Source organism: Staphylococcus coagulans (assembly GCF_002901995.1).
Lineage (GTDB): Bacteria > Bacillota > Bacilli > Staphylococcales > Staphylococcaceae > Staphylococcus > Staphylococcus coagulans.
Genome location: NZ_PPQN01000011.1, coordinates 24,764 through 45,643 on the forward strand (window position 1 = coordinate 24,764; position 20,880 = coordinate 45,643).

Sequence of the window (20,880 nt, forward strand, 5' to 3'; positions counted from 1 at the left end):
AAAATATCAGGGGGGATATTCGATGGCTTCAAAATTAAAAGAACAAGCTAAAAAGTCATTTCAATTAAACGGAAAAAACTTAACGTACTATGATTTGAAAACGTTAGAAGAACAAGGACTTACTCAAGTAAGTCGCTTACCATATTCTATTCGTGTATTACTTGAATCAGTATTGCGTCAAGAAGATGGTTTTGTTATTACAGACGAACATATTAAAGCGCTTTCAACATTTGGTAAAGAAAATAGTAAAGGTGAAGTGCCATTCAAACCTTCACGTGTTATTTTACAAGACTTTACAGGTGTACCAGCGGTTGTAGACTTAGCTTCTTTACGTAAAGCGATGGACGATGTCGGTGGAGACTTGTCTAAAATCAACCCAGAAGTTCCAGTAGACCTAGTGATTGACCACTCTGTACAAGTTGATAGTTACGCAAATCCAGAAGCTTTAGAGCGCAACATGAAATTAGAATTCGAACGTAACTATGAGCGTTATCAATTTTTGAACTGGGCTACTAAAGCGTTTAAAAATTATAATGCTGTACCTCCAGCAACAGGGATTGTACATCAAGTTAACTTGGAATATTTAGCTAATGTTGTTCATGTACGTGAAGAAAATGGGGAAGACGTTGCATTTCCAGATACATTAGTGGGAACTGACTCACATACTACAATGATTAACGGCCTTGGCGTTTTAGGTTGGGGTGTCGGTGGAATCGAAGCAGAAGCGGGCATGCTCGGTCAGCCATCATACTTTCCAATTCCTGAAGTTATTGGTGTACGTTTATCCAATGAACTGCCTCAAGGTGCAAATGCGACAGACTTAGCATTACGCGTAACAGAGTTATTACGTAAAAAAGGGGTAGTAGGTAAATTTGTTGAATTCTTCGGTCCAGGTGTAGATAAATTACCTTTAGCTGACCGTGCAACAATTGCCAACATGGCTCCAGAATACGGAGCAACTTGTGGTTTCTTCCCTGTTGATGACGAAACGTTAAAATATTTACGTTTAACAGGTCGTTCTGATGAACATATTGAAACAGTTGAAAAGTATTTAAAACAAAACCATCTGTTCTTTGATGTAAATGAAGAGCCAAATTATACAGACGTAGTGGAACTTGATTTATCTACAGTTGAGGCTTCATTGTCGGGTCCAAAACGTCCACAAGATTTAATTTTCTTAAGCGATATGAAAAAAGAGTTCGAAAAATCAGTGACTGCACCTGCAGGTAACCAAGGTCATGGTTTAGATGCATCAGAATTCGATAAAAAGGCAACAATCGAATTTAAAGATGGTTCAACAACTGAAATGACGACGGGCGACATTGCGATTGCAGCGATCACTTCTTGTACAAATACTTCTAACCCTTATGTGATGTTAGGTGCTGGGTTATTAGCTAAAAAAGCAGTTGAAAAAGGACTAGAAGTTCCAGCCTATGTTAAAACTTCTTTAGCACCGGGTTCTAAAGTTGTAACAGGTTATTTGCGGGACTCAGGTTTACAAAGCTATTTAGACAAGCTTGGTTTCAACTTAGTCGGTTATGGCTGTACAACATGTATTGGTAACTCAGGTCCACTATTAGAAGAAATTGAAAAAGCTGTTGCTAAAGAAGATTTATTAGTGACTTCTGTATTATCAGGTAACCGTAACTTTGAAGGACGTATCCATCCACTTGTTAAAGCGAACTATTTAGCTTCGCCGCCATTAGTTGTGGCATATGCTTTAGCGGGAACTGTTGATATTGATTTACACAAAGAAGCTTTAGGTCAAGATGCACAAGGAAATGATGTATTCTTGAAAGATATTTGGCCTTCTATTCAAGAAGTAGCAGATGCTGTAGAAAGCGTTGTTACACCAGAATTGTTTAAAGAAGAATATAAGAGTGTTTATGATAACAACGAATTATGGAACCAAATCGATACGACAGATCAACCATTGTATGATTTTGATCCTGAATCAACGTACATTCAAAACCCAACATTCTTCCAAGGATTATCTAAAGAACCAGGTCACATTGAACCATTAAAAGATTTACGTGTCATGGGTAAATTTGGCGATTCGGTTACAACTGACCATATCTCTCCAGCAGGGGCAATTGGTAAAGATACGCCAGCAGGACATTACTTAACAGAAAATGGTGTTTCTCCACGTGACTTTAACTCTTATGGTTCTCGTCGTGGTAACCACGAAGTCATGGTTCGTGGTACATTTGCCAACATTCGTATTAAAAACCAATTAGCACCAGGAACAGAAGGTGGCTTCACAACATATTGGCCAACTGGAGAAGTAATGCCAATATTTGATGCAGCTATGAAATATAAAGAAGATGGCACTGGCCTTGTTGTATTAGCAGGTAACGACTATGGTATGGGCTCATCTCGTGACTGGGCTGCGAAAGGTACAAACTTATTAGGTGTAAAAACAGTTATTGCGCAAAGTTATGAGCGTATTCATCGTTCTAACTTAGTCATGATGGGTGTTTTACCATTACAATTTAAGCAAGGTGAATCAGCGGATACGTTAGGTTTAGATGGTAAAGAAACGATTTCAGTTGAAATTAGCGAATCTGTTCAACCTCGAGATACAGTGAAAGTGACTGCAACGAAAGAAGATGGTTCTACTGTTGAGTTCGAAGCCATTGCGCGTTTCGATTCTAATGTAGAAATTGATTACTATCGTCATGGCGGTATTTTACAACTTGTTTTACGTAAAAAATTAGCTTCTTCATAAGGTGATTTAAGCAATTTTAGAAAATGTGATAATTTTATTTCGCTTTAATGAATAGCTAAGAAAATATTATATCAAGTCCGGTCATTTTGATGTACCGGGCTTTCTTTTTTTGAAATGAAGAGGTTAATATCCTTTTTACATCTATTGCAGAATTCATTATAAGTTTCTGGGTTGTTTTTTTATGGTAAAATGAGTGGCATGAGCGCTAAGAGAAAGAAGGTAAAATAATGATCTACGCATTAACTGAAATCGAAGCACGCTATCAAGAGACAGACCAAATGGGTGTGATTTACCATGGTAACTATGCGACATGGTTTGAAGTTGCACGTACAGACTACATACGTAAACTCGGCTTAGACTATGTAGAAATGGAAGAGGCGGGGATTGTTTCTCCTGTAACAGAACTCAATATTAATTATAAAAAGAGTATTGGTTATCCAGAAAAAGTAACAATTAAAACATGGGTATCTAAATTTTCAAAATTACGCTCTCGTTATCAATATGAAGTTTATAATGAAAACGGTGAACTTGCGACTACGGGTTACACAGATAATGTCATTATCACTAAAAATGAAGGCAAACCTGTTCGTTTAGATAGAGCTTTTCCAAATTGGTATGAAGTTTATCATGAAGTTCAGCAAAGAAATGAAGCAGGTGAAGAGTTAGAAGTCACACAAGATTCAACTATTTAAAAACATCAATTTGTTTTTATCATCTCGTTTGTGCATTAGCATATTATGTGTCAAATAAGGTTGTTAAAATTTATAGCAATGATTATTGTTGTCTTAATTATTTCGTCATAGAAATTGTTTCAACGTAATCATCAAAAAAATCGAGGTTAGGAAATTACGATTCCACCTCGATTTTTTTGTTAATTCAATTATGATTCAATAAGTTCAGCTTCATAGAGTACATCATCATTTTTAATATCTACTTTTATATGATGATCTTCAAAATACCAGACATCTTTTTCTGCTACGATGACATGTATGCCATCAAACTTTTCTTCGTATCCAATTTCATCTATATCACGTGTGTAATCTACATTAAAAGCTGGGCTAAATCCTTGTTTTAATTGGAACTCTCCACCATAGCGAACAAAGAACCGTAACACTTTTCCGTCTTCTGGTAAGTCAAGTTCATCTTTAAACCAAGTAATGGCATCATTCGTAAATTCTATTTTCATGTTGAATTCTCCTCCCAGTATAAGGATATGATTTGTTTACCTTATTTTAATGGGTTTTAAACTAAATTCAAATTTTAAGTATTACATCCATTTGATTTTAGGTTCAGTGCCTTTAATAATGCGTTTAATATTACTACTATGTCGATAAATGAGTAAAACTGAAACAGCGATGCTCGTTATTAATAATACATAATCACTAATGAAAAATGAGCCGATCACACAGCAAATTGCTGCAATGATACTTGATAATGAAACATATTTTGTTAATTTTAAAATGATAAAGAAAATCAAAGCAAGTATTAATAGTAAAATCGGATTAACAGCGAGTAGGACACCGGCACTTGTCGCTACTGCTTTTCCCCCTCTGAATTTCAAGTAGATAGGGTAAACATGACCGATAATTGCAAAAATTCCTACGAGTAAACCGTGTATTTCCACATTGAATAATGCTGGAAGGAATACAACGATGAACCCTTTAAATATATCAAAAAATGTGACAGCAAACCCAGCTGGTTTACCTAGTACACGGAAACTGTTTGTTGCACCTGTATTGCCGCTCCCATATTCCCTAATATCTTTTTTAAAGAAAATCTTCCCAATTAAATAACCACTTGGAATAGAACCAATTAAATAACTTGCAATGAATAGTAGGGCTATCACCATAAGTATTCACATCCTTTTAGTACCTGCTCTTATTTTAACATAATTTCACAAAGAGTCATGTATTTTTATAGTCGTTTCTGTACATTTAATCAAAAGTCGGACTAAAAAAATGGCAATAAACCATTGTTTTTTTGACATATTCCCTAATTTCTAAATAGATGACAGGATTGATAAAAATAATATTTATTTTAGTCATGATATAGATTCGCGCTTGCATTTTCAATGATTTTATATAAGAATAGCTATTGTATAGTTTGATGAACGAACGTATGTTTGTAGGAGGGGAATTGAGTGTCTGCAAAGAAAGTTAATAATTACTCGGATGATGCAATTCAAGTACTTGAAGGACTTGAAGCTGTAAGAAAAAGACCGGGGATGTATATAGGATCTACAGATAAACGTGGTTTACACCATTTAGTATATGAAGTCGTTGATAACTCTGTTGATGAAATTTTAAATGGTTATGGTGACGAAATTAACGTCACAATCAATGCAGATGAAAGTATTACTGTAGCCGATAATGGACGTGGCATGCCAACAGGAACACATCGTTCTGGCAAGCCTACTGTCGAAGTGATATTCACAGTGCTCCATGCCGGCGGGAAATTTGGACAAGGTGGTTATAAAACATCTGGTGGCTTGCATGGTGTAGGGGCGTCAGTTGTGAATGCGTTAAGTGAATCGCTCAGCGTTGAAATTCATCGTGACGGAAAAATTTTTGAGCAACACTTCGCCCATGGAGGTGTGCCGCAGACAAAATTAGTTCAAAAAGGCACAACGAAAAAGACAGGAACAAAAGTGACATTCAAACCGGATTCTGAAATCTTTAAAAATGCTACGAGCTTTAATTTTGATACGTTAAGTGAACGTTTGCAAGAATCTGCCTTTTTATTACAAGGATTAAAGATTACATTGGATGATCAACGTAAAGGAAAAGAACGCAGCGAAATTTATCATTATGAAGAAGGGATTAAAGCTTTTGTAAGCTATGTGAATGAAGGCAAAGAAGTCTTACATGATGTGGCTTTATTTCAAGGAACAGCTAATGAAATTGAAGTGGATGTCTCTTTTCAATACAACGATCAATATTCTGAAAGTATTATGAGCTTTGTTAACAACGTCCGTACGAAAGATGGTGGTACACACGAGGTGGGCTTTAAAACAGCTATGACACGTGTGTTTAATGATTATGCGCGACGTATTGGTGATTTAAAAGCAAAAGATAAAAATTTGGAAGGTAATGATATTCGTGAAGGCTTAACTGCGATTATTTCTGTACGAATACCTGAGCATTTATTGCAATTTGAAGGACAGACAAAATCAAAGTTAGGTACGCCCGAAGCAAGAAGTGCGGTTGATGCTGTCGTTTCTGAAAAGTTACCATATTACTTAGAAGAAAAAGGACAATTGTCAAAATCGTTAGTTAAAAAAGCGATTAAGGCACAACAAGCAAGAGAAGCAGCACGTAAAGCGAGAGAAGAAGCGAGAACAGGTAAAAAGAATAAACGTAAAGATACATTATTGTCTGGTAAGTTAACGCCAGCACAGAGTAAAAACACTGAGAAAAATGAACTTTATCTTGTCGAAGGAGATTCTGCAGGGGGCTCTGCTAAACTTGGACGTGATCGTAAATTTCAAGCTATTTTACCTTTGCGAGGTAAAGTTATTAATACAGAAAAAGCCAAGTTAGAAGACATCTTTAAAAACGAAGAAATCAATACGATCATCCATACAATTGGTGCTGGCGTCGGTAATGATTTTAGTTTAGAAGATAGTAATTATAACCGCGTCATTATTATGACTGATGCGGATACGGATGGTGCCCACATACAAGTACTGCTCCTGACATTTTTCTTTAAGTATATGCGACCGCTTGTAGCAGCAGGACGTGTGTATATTGCGTTACCACCGCTTTATAAGTTGGAAAAAGGTAAAGGTAAAAATAAACAGGTCTCATATGCATGGACAGATGAAGAGCTAGAAAAATTACAACAAGAGATGGGTAAAGGTTTTATTTTACAGCGTTATAAAGGTTTAGGTGAGATGAATCCAGACCAGTTGTGGGAAACAACGATGAATCCAGAGACAAGAACGTTGATTCGTGTTCAAATTGATGATGAGGTGCGTTCATCTAAACGTGTTTCAACATTAATGGGTGATAAAGTTGCGCCACGTAGAGATTGGATTGAACGTCATGTTCAATTTGGAATGCAGGAAGATCAAAGCATTTTAGAAAATGATGAGATTCAAGTTTTGTCAGACCAGACAGTTGAAGAGGAGGATGCATAATGAGTGAAATCATCCAAAATTTACCTTTAGAGGATGTTATTGGAGATCGATTCGGTCGTTATAGTAAATACATTATTCAAGAGCGTGCTTTACCTGATGTACGTGACGGATTAAAACCAGTACAGCGACGTATCCTTTATTCGATGTATTCTAACGGCAATACGTATGACAAACATTTTCGAAAAAGTGCTAAAACAGTCGGTGATGTGATAGGTCAATTACATCCACACGGCGATAGCTCTGTGTATGATGCTATGGTACGTTTGAGCCAAGACTGGAAATTACGCCATGTATTAGTTGAGATGCATGGGAATAACGGTAGTATTGATAATGACCCGCCTGCAGCGATGCGTTATACTGAAGCGAAATTGAGTCAGCTTTCTGAACAAATCTTGCGTGATATTCATAAAGATACAGTGGATTTTGTTCCGAACTATGATGATACTGAAATGGAGCCTATGGTATTACCGGCACGTTTTCCAAATCTATTGGTCAACGGCTCAACAGGTATTTCTGCAGGTTATGCCACAGATATTCCACCACATAATTTAGCAGAAGTGATTACAGCGACGTTAAAGTATATCGATCATCCTAATATTACAGTGAATCAGTTAATGAAACATATTAAAGGCCCTGATTTTCCTACTGGTGGTATAGTACAAGGGATTGACGGTATTAAAAAAGCTTATGAGACAGGTAAAGGCAAGGTTGTAGTCCGTGCGAAGACTGAAACTGAAACGTTGAGAAATGGACGTCATCAAATTGTTGTTACCGAAATTCCTTATGAAGTGAATAAAAGCAGTCTCGTTAAAAAAATAGATGAGCTTCGTGCTGATAAAAAAGTCGACGGCATCGTTGAAGTACGTGACGAAACGGATCGAAGCGGTCTTCGAATTGCAATCGAACTTAAAAAAGATGTCAATGCGACTTCAGTGTTAAACTTTTTATTTAAAAATACGGACTTACAGGTTGCATATAATTTCAATATGGTTGCCATACGCGAAGGACGTCCACAATTAATGGGTATTAAATCGATTATCGATAGTTATTTAAACCATCAAATCGAAGTCGTGAGTCGACGTACACGTTATGATTTGAAACATACGGAAGAGAGAATGCATATTGTAGAAGGACTAATGAAAGCTTTATCGATTTTAGATGAAGTGATTGCGTTAATTAGAAATTCAAAAAATAAGCGTGATGCTAAAGATAATTTAGTTGAAAAATACGATTTTACAGAAGCTCAAGCTGAAGCGATTGTGATGTTGCAATTATATCGCCTTACAAATACGGACATTGTGGCACTTCAAGAAGAACATGCAGAGTTAAAAGAAAAAATTGATGCGTTACGCCACATTCTGGATCACCATGATGCATTGTTAAATGTCATTAAGGAAGAACTTACAGCGATTAAAAAGCAATTTAAATCACCACGTCTCTCAGTGATTGAAGAAAAAATAGCAGAAATCAAAATCGACAAAGAAGTCATTGTACCGAGTGAAACTGTCATGTTGAGTATGACGCAAGAAGGCTACATTAAAAGAACATCATTACGTAGTTTCAATGCAAGTGGTAAAGATGAAATCGGATTGAAAGAGCAAGATGGTGTACTTAAAATTTTAGAAGTCAATACGCAAGACAATGCGCTTGTTTTTACAAATAAAGGGCGTTACTTGTTCATTCCTGTTCATAAAATTGCAGATATCAAATGGAAAGATTTAGGACAACATGTTTCTCAGATTGTGCCGATTGATGAGGATGAGCGAGTTATTGACTGCTATGTTGTTTCTGAGTTCGATGATCAAAGTGCCATCATTACAGCGACACGTCAAGGTATGATTAAAAAAAGCTTGCTCTCTGGTTTTAAATCAACACGCACGAATAAACCACTCGTAGCAGCTAAAATTAAAGATGGCGATGAATTGATTTCAGTCATGCATGTGTCAACGAAGATACCTTCGCAATTGTTGACATTTTTAACTTTCAAAGGGATGTCACTCACATATGCACTTGAAGAATTACCTGATACGGGCTTACGTGCTGCAGGTGTTAAAGGAATTAATTTAAAAAATGATGACCATGTTGTAATGGTTAATACCGTTTCACCACAAGACACAATTTTAATTGCAACTCAGCGCGGTTCACTCAAGCGTATCGCTTTCAAAGTCTTACAACAAGCGAAACGTGCACAACGTGGGATTACACTGTTGAAAGAATTAAAAAAACAGCCGCATCGTATTGTGTCAGCGCGCGTATGTCAACCTGATCAAAGTCGCTACAAACTTATTTCTCAAAATGATACTTTTGAAGGCGAAATTAAAGACATTCATTTATCAGAGCAATATACAAACGGTAGCTTCGTTGTCGATACCACAGTATTTGGCGAGATAGAGAATCTATTTGTTGAATAAGCACTAAAAAATTTATAGTCACTGTTATACTTTGATGATAAAATGGGACTAGTTGTTTTAACTTGATTGTTTACATTTTGAAATTAAAAAGTAAAGAGGGATTTGTGTGAGAGATTTTGATAGTTTAATTCCGGGGTGGTTTAAGGCTTTTATACATGTCGGGAATGATTTGATTTGGTCTCAGTATTTAATTGGTTTACTTTTAACAGCAGGTTTATTTTTCTCAATTAGTTCTAAGTTTGTTCAAATCAGATGGATTCCAGAAATGTTTAGAGCTTTAACTGAAAAATCGGAAACTTTAGACAGTGGTGAAAAAGGTATTTCACCATTCCAGGCTTTTGCAATCAGTGCGGGTTCTCGAGTGGGAACGGGTAATATCGCTGGTGTTGCAACTGCAATCGTATTAGGTGGCCCTGGTGCAGTTTTTTGGATGTGGATTATAGCAATCATAGGTGCAGCGAGTGCATTTATTGAAGCCACTTTAGCACAAGTATATAAAGTGCCAGATAAAGAAGGCGGTTTCCGTGGAGGCCCTGCATATTATATTACTAAAGGACTCAATCAACGTTGGTTAGGTGTTTTGTTTGCGATATTAATTACAATTACATTTGCATTTGTTTTTAATACAGTGCAATCCAATACAATTGCTGAATCGTTAAATACGCAATACAACGTAAGTCCTGTGATTACAGGGATAATTTTAGCAGTCATTACTGCGATTGTTATTTTTGGTGGTGTGCGTAGTATTGCAACATTATCATCATTTATCGTTCCGATTATGGCAATTATTTATATTTTCATGGTATTAATTATTTTATTATTAAACTTTGATCAAATCTTGCCGATGATTTCAACGATTATTAAAAGTGCTTTTGGTATTGATCAAGCAGCGGGTGGTGCTGTCGGATTTGCAGTATTACAGGGTGTTAAACGTGGCCTGTTTTCAAATGAGGCAGGTATGGGTTCAGCACCAAATGCTGCAGCAACAGCCGCAGTCTCACATCCGGTTAAGCAAGGATTAATTCAATCACTCGGTGTATTTTTTGATACGATTTTAGTTTGTACTGCAACAGCGATTATGATTTTGTTATATACAGGTTTGAGGTTCGGTGAAGGTCAACCACAAGGTGTGGCTGTGACACAATCAGCATTGAACGAGCATTTAGGTAGTGCCGGTGGAATTTTCCTTACAGTAGCGATTACATTATTTGCTTTTTCATCTGTAATTGGTAACTACTATTATGGTCAATCCAATATCGAATTTTTATCGACAAATAAAATGGTACTTTTTGTATTTCGTTGTTTTGTTGTTTTACTTGTATTTGTTGGTGCAGTCGTTAAAACTGAGACGGTTTGGAATACTGCAGACGTCTTTATGGGATTAATGGCAATCGTTAATATCGTGGCGATCATTGGGCTTTCTAATATTGCTTTTGCAGTGATGAAAGATTATCAGAAGCAACGAAAAGCAGGGAAACGCCCGATTTTCAGACCAGAAGAATTAGAAATTAATTTATTTGGTATTGAATGTTGGGGTAACGAAATTCATAAAAATAAAAAACACGATTAGTTTCAATAAGGGCTGAGGCATGAATGTCTACAGCCCTTTATTATCAAAATTTTTAGTGTGGTGTAGATAAAAGCGAAGACGCTATTTAAAATGGTATCGTATTAATCATTTAAACGTATCTTTTTGTGAATAAGCCATAATTTTGTGCTTTCCATCTTCGGTAATAAGCGGTATGATTTGAATTGGATGTAAGAGGTGAAGACAGTGAATCAATATACAATTAAAAAAGTCCTCAATAATAATGTACTTATTTGCCAACATCAACAATCTGAAGTGATTATCATCGGAAAAGGATTGGGGTTTAATAAAAAGCCAGGCATGACGATTCGGGATCAAGAAACGATTGAGAAAGTTTTCAAATTAGAAAGTAAATCTGAACAAGATCATTATAAAATGTTAATTGCCCACACTGATGAACGAGTGTTGCGTGTTGTCATTGACTCTGTTCAAATGATTATGACGCATTTTGATTTGAGTCATGAAGAATCTTTTGTTGTTTCATTAACAGATCATTTGATTTTTGCATTAAAGCGCATGGAAAATGGGCAATTAATTACTAATCCATTTTTAAGCGAGACAAAATATAGTTATCCTGAAGCCTATCAAATTGCGAAAAAAGTGGTGACGCGAATCAACTTGCAACTGAATATTGATTTTCCGGAAGATGAAGTTGGTTTTATTGCACTTCATATCGCTTCGCAGATCAATGATGTTGAGTTTGGAGAAATGCAAACCGTTCCGAAATTAATTAATAATGCTATTCGAATGATTGAACATGATATGGGGATTGAAATTCCAGAAGCATCTATTCCATATCAACGTTTTGTAAGACATATCCATTTCTTGTTGCAACGGTTGAAAAAAGGTGAAGGCACAACCATTGAATTGAATTTTGAAAATCTATTGAAGGCACAATACCCGTTATGTTACAATATAGCTGTTAAAATAGTTAAAATGATTCAATCACAAATTGATGTTCGCGTCTATGAAGCTGAAGTGGCATACTTAACAATGCATATTCATCAGCTGTCGCTCGCGTCAAAAAAACAAGCATAAAAACGTGTTACTAAGTTAGATTAGGCATGAGTTTAAACATTGTGAACAGCTTTCACATGTCGTTGACTCATGCCTTTTTTTATGTCGTTTGAAGTGTGATGTATCATAAATATAGGGAGGTTTATGTAGTGAGAAAAAAATTGTTTGGACAATTGCAACGTATTGGTAAAGCGTTAATGTTACCGGTTGCGATTTTACCAGCTGCAGGGCTTCTCCTTGCATTTGGTGCGGCATTACAAGGTGATCAGTTACAATCTTATTTACCTTTTATTCAGAACCATGGTGTTCAAAATGTAGCTGAGATGATGGCTGCGGCGGGGAGTATTATCTTTGATAACTTGCCTATCATTTTCGCGATGGGTGTGGCCATTGGTTTAGCAGGTGGAGATGGTGTAGCTGCCATTGCCGCATTTGTAGGTTTTATTATTTTAAACAAAACGATGGGTGAATTTTTAGGTGTTACACCTGATAATGTTAGCGACACTGCAAAAGGATATGCAAGTGTACTCGGTATTCCGACGCTACAAACAGGGGTTTTTGGTGGTATCATCATCGGTGCGCTTGCGGCTTGGTGTTACAACAAGTTTTATAATATTTCGCTACCATCATACTTAGGATTCTTTGCAGGTAAACGTTTTGTACCTATTATGATGGCGACAACATCATTTTTATTAGCATTTCCAATGGCATTAATTTGGCCTATTATTCAAACTGGATTAAATGCTTTTAGTGAAGGGCTATTAGACTCAAATACAGGCTTAGCGGTATTCTTATTTGGATTTATTAAACGACTACTAATACCATTTGGTTTACACCATATTTTCCATGCACCATTCTGGTTTGAATTCGGGTCATATACAAACGGTGCAGGTCAAATTTTCCGTGGTGACCAACGTATCTTTATTGAACAAATCCGTGAAGGTGCGAACTTAACAGCAGGTAAGTTTATGCAAGGTGAGTTCCCAGTTATGATGTTCGGTTTACCGGCAGCTGCGTTAGCGATTTATCATACAGCTAAACCGGAGAACAAAAAAGTTGTAGCAGGTTTAATGGGCTCTGCTGCTTTAACATCATTTTTAACAGGTATTACAGAACCACTTGAATTTTCATTCTTATTCGTGGCACCTTTATTATTCTTTATTCATGCTGTATTAGACGGTTTCAGCTTTTTAATTTTATACTTACTTGACTTACATTTAGGTTATACATTCTCTGGTGGATTTATTGATTTCTTATTATTAGGTATTTTACCAAATCAAACGAAATGGTGGCTTGTTATACCAGTCGGCTTAGTGTATGCGGTGATTTACTACTTTGTGTTCCGCTTCCTTATCGTCAAGTTCAATTACAAAACACCTGGACGTGAAGATAAACAAACGAAAGCAACGACAACATCAACAAGTGATTTACCTTATGAAGTTTTAGAAGCAATGGGTGATAAAGACAACATCAAGCATTTAGATGCATGTATCACACGACTACGTGTAGAAGTGAATGATAAGTCTAAAGTAGACGTCGCACGTTTGAAAGATTTAGGTGCATCAGGTGTACTCGAAGTCGGTAATAATATGCAAGCGATATTTGGTCCAAAATCAGATCAAATTAAACATGAAATGCAACAAATTATGGACGGTAAAGTGGTCAGAGATCCTGTGACACTGGATGATAGTGATGAAGCAGTTGTTGTGGATGGTTCACAATCTGATCTTGAAGTGACTCATTCTGGTCTTGTATCCGCACCAATGAGTGGTGAAATTGTGCCACTTTCTGAAGTGCCTGACCAAGTCTTTAGTGAGAAAATGATGGGTGAAGGTATTGCGATTCGTCCAAGTGAAGGTGAAATTTATGCACCATTTGATGGTAAAATTCAACTCGTATTCCCAACTAAACACGCACTAGGCCTCGTTTCAGACAATGGTTTAGAAATACTCATTCATGTTGGTTTAGATACGGTGAAGTTAAATGGTGAAGGCTTTACTGTTCATGTTGAAGAAGGACAAGAAATTAAAGCAGGCGATCATTTAATGACTGTTGATTTAGAATTGATTAGAAAATCAGCGAAAAGCGATATTACGCCAATCATTGTAACGCAATCTGAAATTAAACATCTTAATTTTACAGATGCGCAAACGGTGCAACATGGTGACAAAATTTTTGAAATTTAACAGATAAGTTTGGTATAAGGATTAAGTTGCATTTGACTTGATGTCATTACTCGAAATTGCATATTAACAGATGCGTTAAGTAGAAATCGCTCTAAGATGGTATTTGATTATAATCATCTTAGAGCTTTTTTATGTTATCCATGTGATTTATTTTTCTATGGAAAACATCGTTCAACAGAAAATCATTTCCTATTATTTGAATTTTTCGGCTTAAGGTCTGAGGAGTATTGGCAATATTAATGGTATAATGGGGCGTATTAAGGGCATCGTTTGGGTAAAATTAAATTTAAAGACATGTTTACACATCATTGCGACAAATTCGTATGTTAGTTTGTTATTATAGATTTAAGTTTAAATTTTTGTGGAAAAGCGATAAACTATAACTAATTTCTAAAAGGCTTGGTGAAATCTATGACCGAACAGCAACAAAAAGATCAATTAGAACATCGAAATTTGAACATACATGAAAGTCGCTTTATGAAATTTTTCGGTGGCAAAGACTTAATTTTTGCATTATTGGTATTTATTTTAATCGGGGTTGTTATTTTTATATTTGATCGTGTATCTTATATTTTCCAACCCTTCATCATTATTTTTAATACTATAGCGGCGCCCATTATTATTGCGCTCATCCTATACTATTTGTTTAATCCGATTATCAATTTGATGGAACGTTATAATATTAATCGGTTATGGGGAATTACAATATTATTTCTAGGTATCGTGGGTATTATTACTATTGTTGTTAATTTATTAATACCACTTGTCACGATTCAATTTGAACGCTTAATGCATAATTTTCCAAAGTACATTAGTAAACTTAGTTCTTTTGCCGATAATATGATGCACATTCCATTTTTGTCTGATTATTATTCGCAAATTGAAAAAACACTGCATGGTTTACAAGAAAAAATCCCAAGCTTAGCGGATGGTTTAAGTTCAAAAATACGTGTTTTTGCTGAAACCGTTGTGAATATCACAGTTGTCATTGTGACAGTTCCTTTTGTTTTATTTTTCATGTTAAAAGATGGACATCGCTTTAAAGAATTTTCTAACAGAATTGTCCCACCAAAGTTTCGTAAAGATGTGCATGATTTATTAGATAAAATGAGTGAACAAGTAGGATCTTACATACAAGGACAAATTATTGTCTCTTTCTGTATAGGGATTTTATTATTTATCGGTTACTCCATTATCGGCTTAGATTATGCTTTGATTTTGGCAAGTATAGCCGCAGTAACAAGTGTTGTTCCTTACTTAGGACCAACGATTGCGATTTCACCAGCGATTATTATTTCTATTATTACCTCTCCGTTTATGTTGGTAAAATTGATTGTTGTCTGGACTGCAGTTCAATTTATAGAAGGTCATTTTATTTCGCCAAATATTATGGGGAAAACACTTAAAATTCATCCGTTAACGATTATCTTTGTCCTTTTATCTGCAGGTAATCTTTTAGGAATTGTAGGAGTCATTTTAGGTATTCCAACCTATGCGATTATCAAAGTTTTAGTTTCTCACATCTTCTTATTATTCAAGCGTCGTTATAACAAATATTACGCTGATGATGCAGGTGGATACGAGATGCCTGAGGAAGAATATAATAAAGAACAATAAAAGGTAGAGGGATTGAGCAATCATAAAGTGTCTCAATCTCTTTTTCTAAGACATGGATTCACACTTAGAGAAAGGAACAGTTTGCATGATAAAACAAAAACATCACTTGCTTAAATATCTTAAAATTGCATTTATCATTTTTTTAATCACAACGATTACAGTGATTTTAGTCAAAGAACTTGCGGCTATTGATTTTAAGAAAGTCTTCCTATTATTCAATCATATTAGCCCAATGGAAATGATTATTCTCTTCTTATTAGGGGGAAGTTCCGTCATTTTGTTATCACTTTATGACGTGATTTTGACTAGTCGTTTTAAATTAGATCTTTCTCCTTTTAAAGCGTTGCGCGTTGGCTATATTATCAATGCGTTTAATAATATTATTGGATTCGGTGGTTTTATTGGCGCTAGTGTTCGTATGTGGTTTTATGGAAGTTATACAAATGAGCGTAAAAAACTCGTCCAATTTGTCTCTTATATGTTGACGTCGATGCTAACAGGTTTAAGTTTTTTGTCACTATTAATCGTGACACATGTGTTAGACGTTAGTTTTTTATATCGGACATCGATTTGGTTTACCGTCTTTTTATACGTTATCGCTTTTTTATTACCTGTATTTATCATTATTTCATGGATTTGGCCTATTGATCGTGCGGCACGTTGGTTAGGTTCTATCTTTACACTTGTGTCTAGCTCAGAATGGTTATTAGCAAGTATCGTTCTGTTCTGTGCATTCCAACTTGTAGGTGTGCACGTCTCTTATCCAGTGATTCTCAGTGTCTTTATTGTTGCGGCGATTTCAGGGCTTATTTCATTCATACCGGGTGGTTTCGGTGCATTTGATTTAATTGTTCTGTTAGGTCTACAACATTTAGGTATTGCGGAAGAAAAAGTTGTATTAGGGTTACTTTTATATCGTTTTGCATATTACTTCTTCCCATTATTAATTGCACTTGTGTTAACTGTTTTTGAATTTGGTTCAGTTGCGAAAAAATATGTTTCTGAATCAAAATACTTTTTACCAGCAAAAGAGGTCTCAGGCTTTTTAATGTCTTTCCAAAAAGACTTTGTTGCGTTAGTGCCATCGCTTGCGTTGAGTATTCTAGTATTAATGATGAGTTCGATTTTATTCTTTAGTAACTTCTCCATTATATTCGATGCTTTAAATACGAAGCATCATACACTGTTTATTTTATTGTATATTTTAAATGTCAGTGCAAGTTTGATTTTACTGTTGAATTTACGTGGGATTATTGCTAGAAGTAAGCGATCGATATTGTTTGCGATTGTAGCACTCGTAATCTTATTATTATCTAATTTTTACGTCTACGGTGCGACGTTATTATTACTCGTTATTGCTTTAATACTTGCAGCGTTGATCTTTGCTTATCGTAAAGCACGTGTACTTAAACGACCGCTCCGTATTCAAAAATTAACGATTATTTTAGTCATTAGTGCGATTGTCCTTTATTTCAATCAGCTATTAGTGAAGCAATTTTTATACTTAATCGAAATACAACCGCCTAAAATTGACTTTTTCTTATTACGTTCAACTTTTTGGTTGTCTGTCATTGGTATGACATTAATTGTTGTTGTCATTATTTATCTTTTCGAATGGAATTATCGTCGTCCTCGAGAACATCATGATAAAGAAGTGGCCAGTCAAATTTTGAAACAATATGGTGGGCATTTATTAAGCCATTTATTATATAGTGGCGATAAGCTTGTATTTGTTAATGAACAACAAACGGCTTTCGTTATGTATCGTTATGACCGAAGTGCCTATATCATTTTAGGTGATCCTGTAGGTTTAGAATCAGATTTCCGTTCGTTGCTGACGGAGTTTTATGAGTATGCCACATATTTAGGTGGAGACGTTATTTTTTATCAAGTGTCTGAAGATTATTTGACGCTTTATCATGACTTTGGTAACCAATTCTTCAAATTGGGTGAAGAGGCGTTAATCAACGCGACAGACTTTACAGTTGCAGGTAAAAAACGGCGTGGTTTTAGAGCGACATTAAATAAACTCGAATCATTAGGTTATCAATTTGAAATTTTAGAGACGCCGTTAGACGATGAAACGTATGATCGATTGCATCAAATTAGTCGAGAGTGGCTAGGTCAGCAATCAGAGTTTTACTTTTCAGTAGGTCGATTCACGCCTGCCTATATTAACGCAGCACCTGTTGGGGTGTTGAAAAATGAAGCAGGTCGTATTGATGCCTTTTGTACATTGATGCCTGTTGAAGGTGCAGACACCATTTCCGTCGATTTGATTCGTTGGGATAAATCATTAGGCTTACCTTTCATGGATGCGTTATATTTAAATATGATTTTATGGGCACAATCAGAAGGCTATTCACGTTTTAATATGGGGATGGCGACATTATCCAACGTTGGACAAGTGCCTTATGGGCATATTAGAGAGAAATTTGCCGGTCGCTTTTATGAACATTTTAATGGTTTGTATAGTTTCCAAGGTTTACGTCAATATAAAAGTAAGTTCAATCCAGATTGGGAGTCACGCTTTCTAGTGTATCATCGTGGCCAAAGTGTTTGGGAGAGTCTCATTAAAGTGACAAGAGTGATCCGACGTAAAAAATAATTGTAATTGAAAACTAAAAACGCCGACAAAGTCATAAGTACTTTGTCGGTGTTTTTAGTTTTAAACCAATATATGATGAGTCGGATATAAAAAACCTTTATTCAAATTAGCAATGGTATGCTTATGTTTACTTAATTTGATGTGATTGCGCGTAAGCTTCACGTTCTCTTTCTTGCTGTTCAAAACGTTCGGGGTCTTTTTTATAGAAATCTTGGTGGTATGCTTCAGCTTCATAAAATTTGGAAGCAGGCAGAACTTTAGTGGCGATTGCTTTATCGTGGTCAAAAGTGCCTTCGAGTGAAGCAATATAAGCTTCAGCGACTTCTTTTTGGTCTTCGTTTGTATAAAAAATAGCAGTGCGATACTGCGAACCTCTATCTTGGAATTGTCCACCGTCATCAGTCGGGTCAATCACTGAGAAAAAGATTTCTAACAGCTTTTGGTATGAAAAGAGTGCGACATCATACTCAATTTTGACTGTTTCATAGTGACCTGTTTCTCCTGATTTCACTTGTTGATACGTCGGTTGATCAACGTGGCCTCCCATATAACCTGATGTGACTTGCTCAATGCCCTCGTTTTGGTCAAATGGCTTGGTCATACACCAAAAGCAGCCACCTGCAAAATATGCTGTATTGATATTCATTTAAACACCCTTCCATATAAGAACTTGGTATGACTTTATAGTTTTCACTTGATTTTTAAAATAAATTTATATAACGTTAATATGTATTTATTATAGTACATAGATACATAATTTTGAAGATATAAGGTTGATAAGATGAATGAAAACAATTTAAACCGTAGTACCTCGAATGCTTCTGAGAAAACTTTAAAGCGTAAGAAAAAGAGAAAGATACCGAAATGGCCTTTGTTTATCTTGGCGTTTATCATTCTGCTTTTTGCCTTTGTGATGTATTGTGTTTCTAGTTATAAGTCAGGTCTTGAAGTGGCTAAAAAACATAATCAAGCACCGAAAATACACAAATTTAATGGTGCCATTAAAAATGATGGGAAAGCCACTGTACTAATTTTAGGTGCGGACCGTGAAGACGGCGGTGTGTCTCGTACCGATTCGATTATGGTTGCGCAATACGACTATATTAAAAAAGATATGAAGATTGTGTCTGTCATGCGTGACATTTATGCGGATATTCCAGGCTATAACAGCTATAAAATTAATGCGGCTTATTCATTAGGTGGACCTGAACTACTGCGCAAGACGTTAAAATCAAACTTAGGTATTGAGCCGGAGTATTATGCAACACTAGACTTTAATGGTTTTGAAGCGATGATTGACGAACTTGAGCCTAAAGGTGTGCCAATTCACGTTGAAAAAGATATGTCTGCCAAAATTGGTGTATCATTGAAAAAAGGCTATCATCGCCTAAACGGGAAAGAGTTACTAGGTTATGCACGTTTTCGTAATGATCCGGAAGGGGATTTTGGACGTGTACGTCGTCAACAACAAGTGATGTCGGCATTGAAACAACAACTCGTACAACCTTCATCTATTATGAAGGCGCCTAAATTAGCGGGTATTATGCGTGGTTATGTCGGTACGAACATGCCAGATTCAGCAATCTATCAAACAGGCTTCAGTTTTATTGTCCGTGGTGATAAAGATATTAAGACGTTAAGTGTTCCTGTTAAAGGAAGCTATGAAAATATTACGACGAATGATGGTGGCTCTGCTTTAGGTATAGATAAAGCTGAAAATAAAAAACGAATTCAAGCATTTTTGAATGATTAAAATGATGTTAAAACCCCCTGTTTGATTGAAAACAAGGGGTTTTAGTATTATTGGTCTGATTTACGTACACCAGCAACGCCAAAGTGTTCTTTTTTCATTTCTTCAATGATAACAGAAATTGCTTCTCTCTTCGCATTTGTTGTTCTCTCTACGGCATCTGTCACTTCAGTTACTAAATTTTTAAGCTGTTCATCCGTGCGACCTTCTAATAATTTAACTGTAACAATCGGCATGATAAGACCTCCTCAATTTTTATTTCATTATAGCATTTTTGATATCGGTTGCGCGATTGAATCATTTTTGGCTATGATAAGGTTAACAACAAGAGACATGGAGGGTTTTTATGGGTTTTGATAATGTATTAACTTCTTTAGGTATCAATGGTATGAAAGTATTTATTCGTTTAAATCAGCGAGAATATGATCTTTCGGATACAATTTCGGGGTGTGTGCATCTCAAAGCGGGGCAAAGCGATCAAAAAGTGACACATATTGTATTGACGATGATTGAAAAATATCCGAATGATGATGAAACGAGTGACTTTTCATACTTAACGCATGAACTAGACCGCTTTGTGATTGATGAAGCATTTACTATCGATGTAGGTGAAGATAAAAAAATAGACTTTAGTTTTAAACCGGAGTCATTAACGTTTAAATCACTTAAAAGCCATATTTATTTGCATACTCATGTTTATATTGAGTACGGTTTGGATGAAGAGATGGAAGCTGTCATTCCTTACCGACGTTAATCATTCATAAGCAGTAAGGATTCAATTGAGCGATGTTGCCTCTGATTAAAGGCGCAACATCGCTTTTTAACGCTTTATTTAGA

15 protein-coding genes are annotated in these 20,880 nt (G+C 35.8%); 11 read left to right on the forward strand and 4 right to left on the reverse strand.

Going from position 1 to position 20,880, the window contains the following annotated elements; genetic code table 11:
- The first annotated feature begins 22 nt into the window (after window positions 1–22).
- Window positions 23–2,728 (forward strand): aconitate hydratase AcnA, encoded by a 2,706-nt coding sequence (acnA, locus tag CD118_RS02435; protein ID WP_060829958.1) that lies wholly within the window; start codon window positions 23–25, stop codon window positions 2,726–2,728.
- Between the two features lie 227 nt (window positions 2,729–2,955).
- Window positions 2,956–3,420 (forward strand): 1,4-dihydroxy-2-naphthoyl-CoA hydrolase MenI, encoded by a 465-nt coding sequence (menI, locus tag CD118_RS02440; RefSeq protein ID WP_050331041.1) that lies wholly within the window; start codon window positions 2,956–2,958, stop codon window positions 3,418–3,420.
- A gap of 188 nt (window positions 3,421–3,608) precedes the next feature.
- On the opposite strand, the gene CD118_RS02445 is transcribed toward menI, so the two are convergent.
- Complete coding sequence (locus tag CD118_RS02445) at window positions 3,609–3,914, reverse strand: HesB/YadR/YfhF family protein (protein WP_016425014.1); 306 nt, start codon at window positions 3,912–3,914, stop codon at window positions 3,609–3,611.
- A gap of 81 nt (window positions 3,915–3,995) precedes the next feature.
- Complete coding sequence (gene plsY / locus CD118_RS02450) at window positions 3,996–4,577, reverse strand: glycerol-3-phosphate 1-O-acyltransferase PlsY (protein WP_016425015.1); 582 nt, start codon at window positions 4,575–4,577, stop codon at window positions 3,996–3,998.
- A 291-nt stretch (window positions 4,578–4,868) separates the two neighbouring features.
- On the opposite strand from plsY, the gene parE reads away from it, so the two are divergent.
- The 7 genes from parE (at window position 4,869) to mprF (ending at window position 18,293) form a co-directional block, all read left to right on the forward strand.
- Window positions 4,869–6,866, forward strand: coding sequence for a DNA topoisomerase IV subunit B (gene parE / locus CD118_RS02460; RefSeq protein ID WP_050331040.1), 1,998 nt, complete (start codon window positions 4,869–4,871; stop codon window positions 6,864–6,866).
- Window positions 6,866–9,277: a DNA topoisomerase IV subunit A gene (parC, locus tag CD118_RS02465; protein ID WP_103356193.1), complete on the forward strand. Its 2,412-nt coding sequence runs from the start codon at window positions 6,866–6,868 to the stop codon at window positions 9,275–9,277. Before parE ends, parC begins: the two co-directional genes overlap by 1 nt.
- 106 nt (window positions 9,278–9,383) lie before the next feature.
- Window positions 9,384–10,847 (forward strand): glutamine transporter AlsT, encoded by a 1,464-nt coding sequence (alsT, locus tag CD118_RS02470; protein ID WP_050345659.1) that lies wholly within the window; start codon window positions 9,384–9,386, stop codon window positions 10,845–10,847.
- A gap of 204 nt (window positions 10,848–11,051) precedes the next feature.
- The gene (gene glcT, locus CD118_RS02475) at window positions 11,052–11,903 is read left to right on the forward strand and encodes a glucose PTS transporter transcription antiterminator GlcT (protein ID WP_060829954.1); all 852 of its coding nucleotides are present in this window, start codon (window positions 11,052–11,054) and stop codon (window positions 11,901–11,903) included.
- A gap of 128 nt (window positions 11,904–12,031) precedes the next feature.
- Entirely contained in the window at window positions 12,032–14,068 is a 2,037-nt protein-coding gene (gene ptsG, locus CD118_RS02480; RefSeq protein ID WP_050331035.1) for a glucose-specific PTS transporter subunit IIBC, read from the forward strand.
- A gap of 411 nt (window positions 14,069–14,479) precedes the next feature.
- Window positions 14,480–15,685: an AI-2E family transporter gene (locus CD118_RS02485; protein ID WP_060829953.1), complete on the forward strand. Its 1,206-nt coding sequence runs from the start codon at window positions 14,480–14,482 to the stop codon at window positions 15,683–15,685.
- Window positions 15,686–15,770: 85 nt separating this feature from the next.
- Entirely contained in the window at window positions 15,771–18,293 is a 2,523-nt protein-coding gene (gene mprF, locus CD118_RS02490; RefSeq protein ID WP_060829952.1) for a bifunctional lysylphosphatidylglycerol flippase/synthetase MprF, read from the forward strand.
- 127 nt (window positions 18,294–18,420) lie between these two features.
- Here the strand turns inward: mprF and msrA are convergent, their stop codons facing one another.
- A complete protein-coding gene (gene msrA / locus CD118_RS02495) occupies window positions 18,421–18,939 on the reverse strand; it encodes a peptide-methionine (S)-S-oxide reductase MsrA (RefSeq protein WP_060829951.1) in 519 nt (172 codons plus the stop codon).
- Window positions 18,940–19,074: 135 nt separating this feature from the next.
- Between msrA and CD118_RS02500 the strand changes: the two genes are divergently transcribed.
- On the forward strand, window positions 19,075–20,046 hold the full coding sequence (locus tag CD118_RS02500; protein WP_060829950.1) for an LCP family protein: 972 nt from the start codon (window positions 19,075–19,077) through the stop codon (window positions 20,044–20,046).
- Window positions 20,047–20,093: 47 nt separating this feature from the next.
- Here CD118_RS02500 and CD118_RS02505 read toward each other — a convergent pair whose 3' ends face one another.
- Entirely contained in the window at window positions 20,094–20,279 is a 186-nt protein-coding gene (locus CD118_RS02505; protein ID WP_016425025.1) for a 2-hydroxymuconate tautomerase, read from the reverse strand.
- Between the two features lie 110 nt (window positions 20,280–20,389).
- On the opposite strand from CD118_RS02505, the gene CD118_RS02510 reads away from it, so the two are divergent.
- The gene (locus CD118_RS02510) at window positions 20,390–20,797 is read left to right on the forward strand and encodes a sporulation protein (protein ID WP_060829949.1); all 408 of its coding nucleotides are present in this window, start codon (window positions 20,390–20,392) and stop codon (window positions 20,795–20,797) included.
- Window positions 20,798–20,880: the final 83 nt, after the last annotated feature.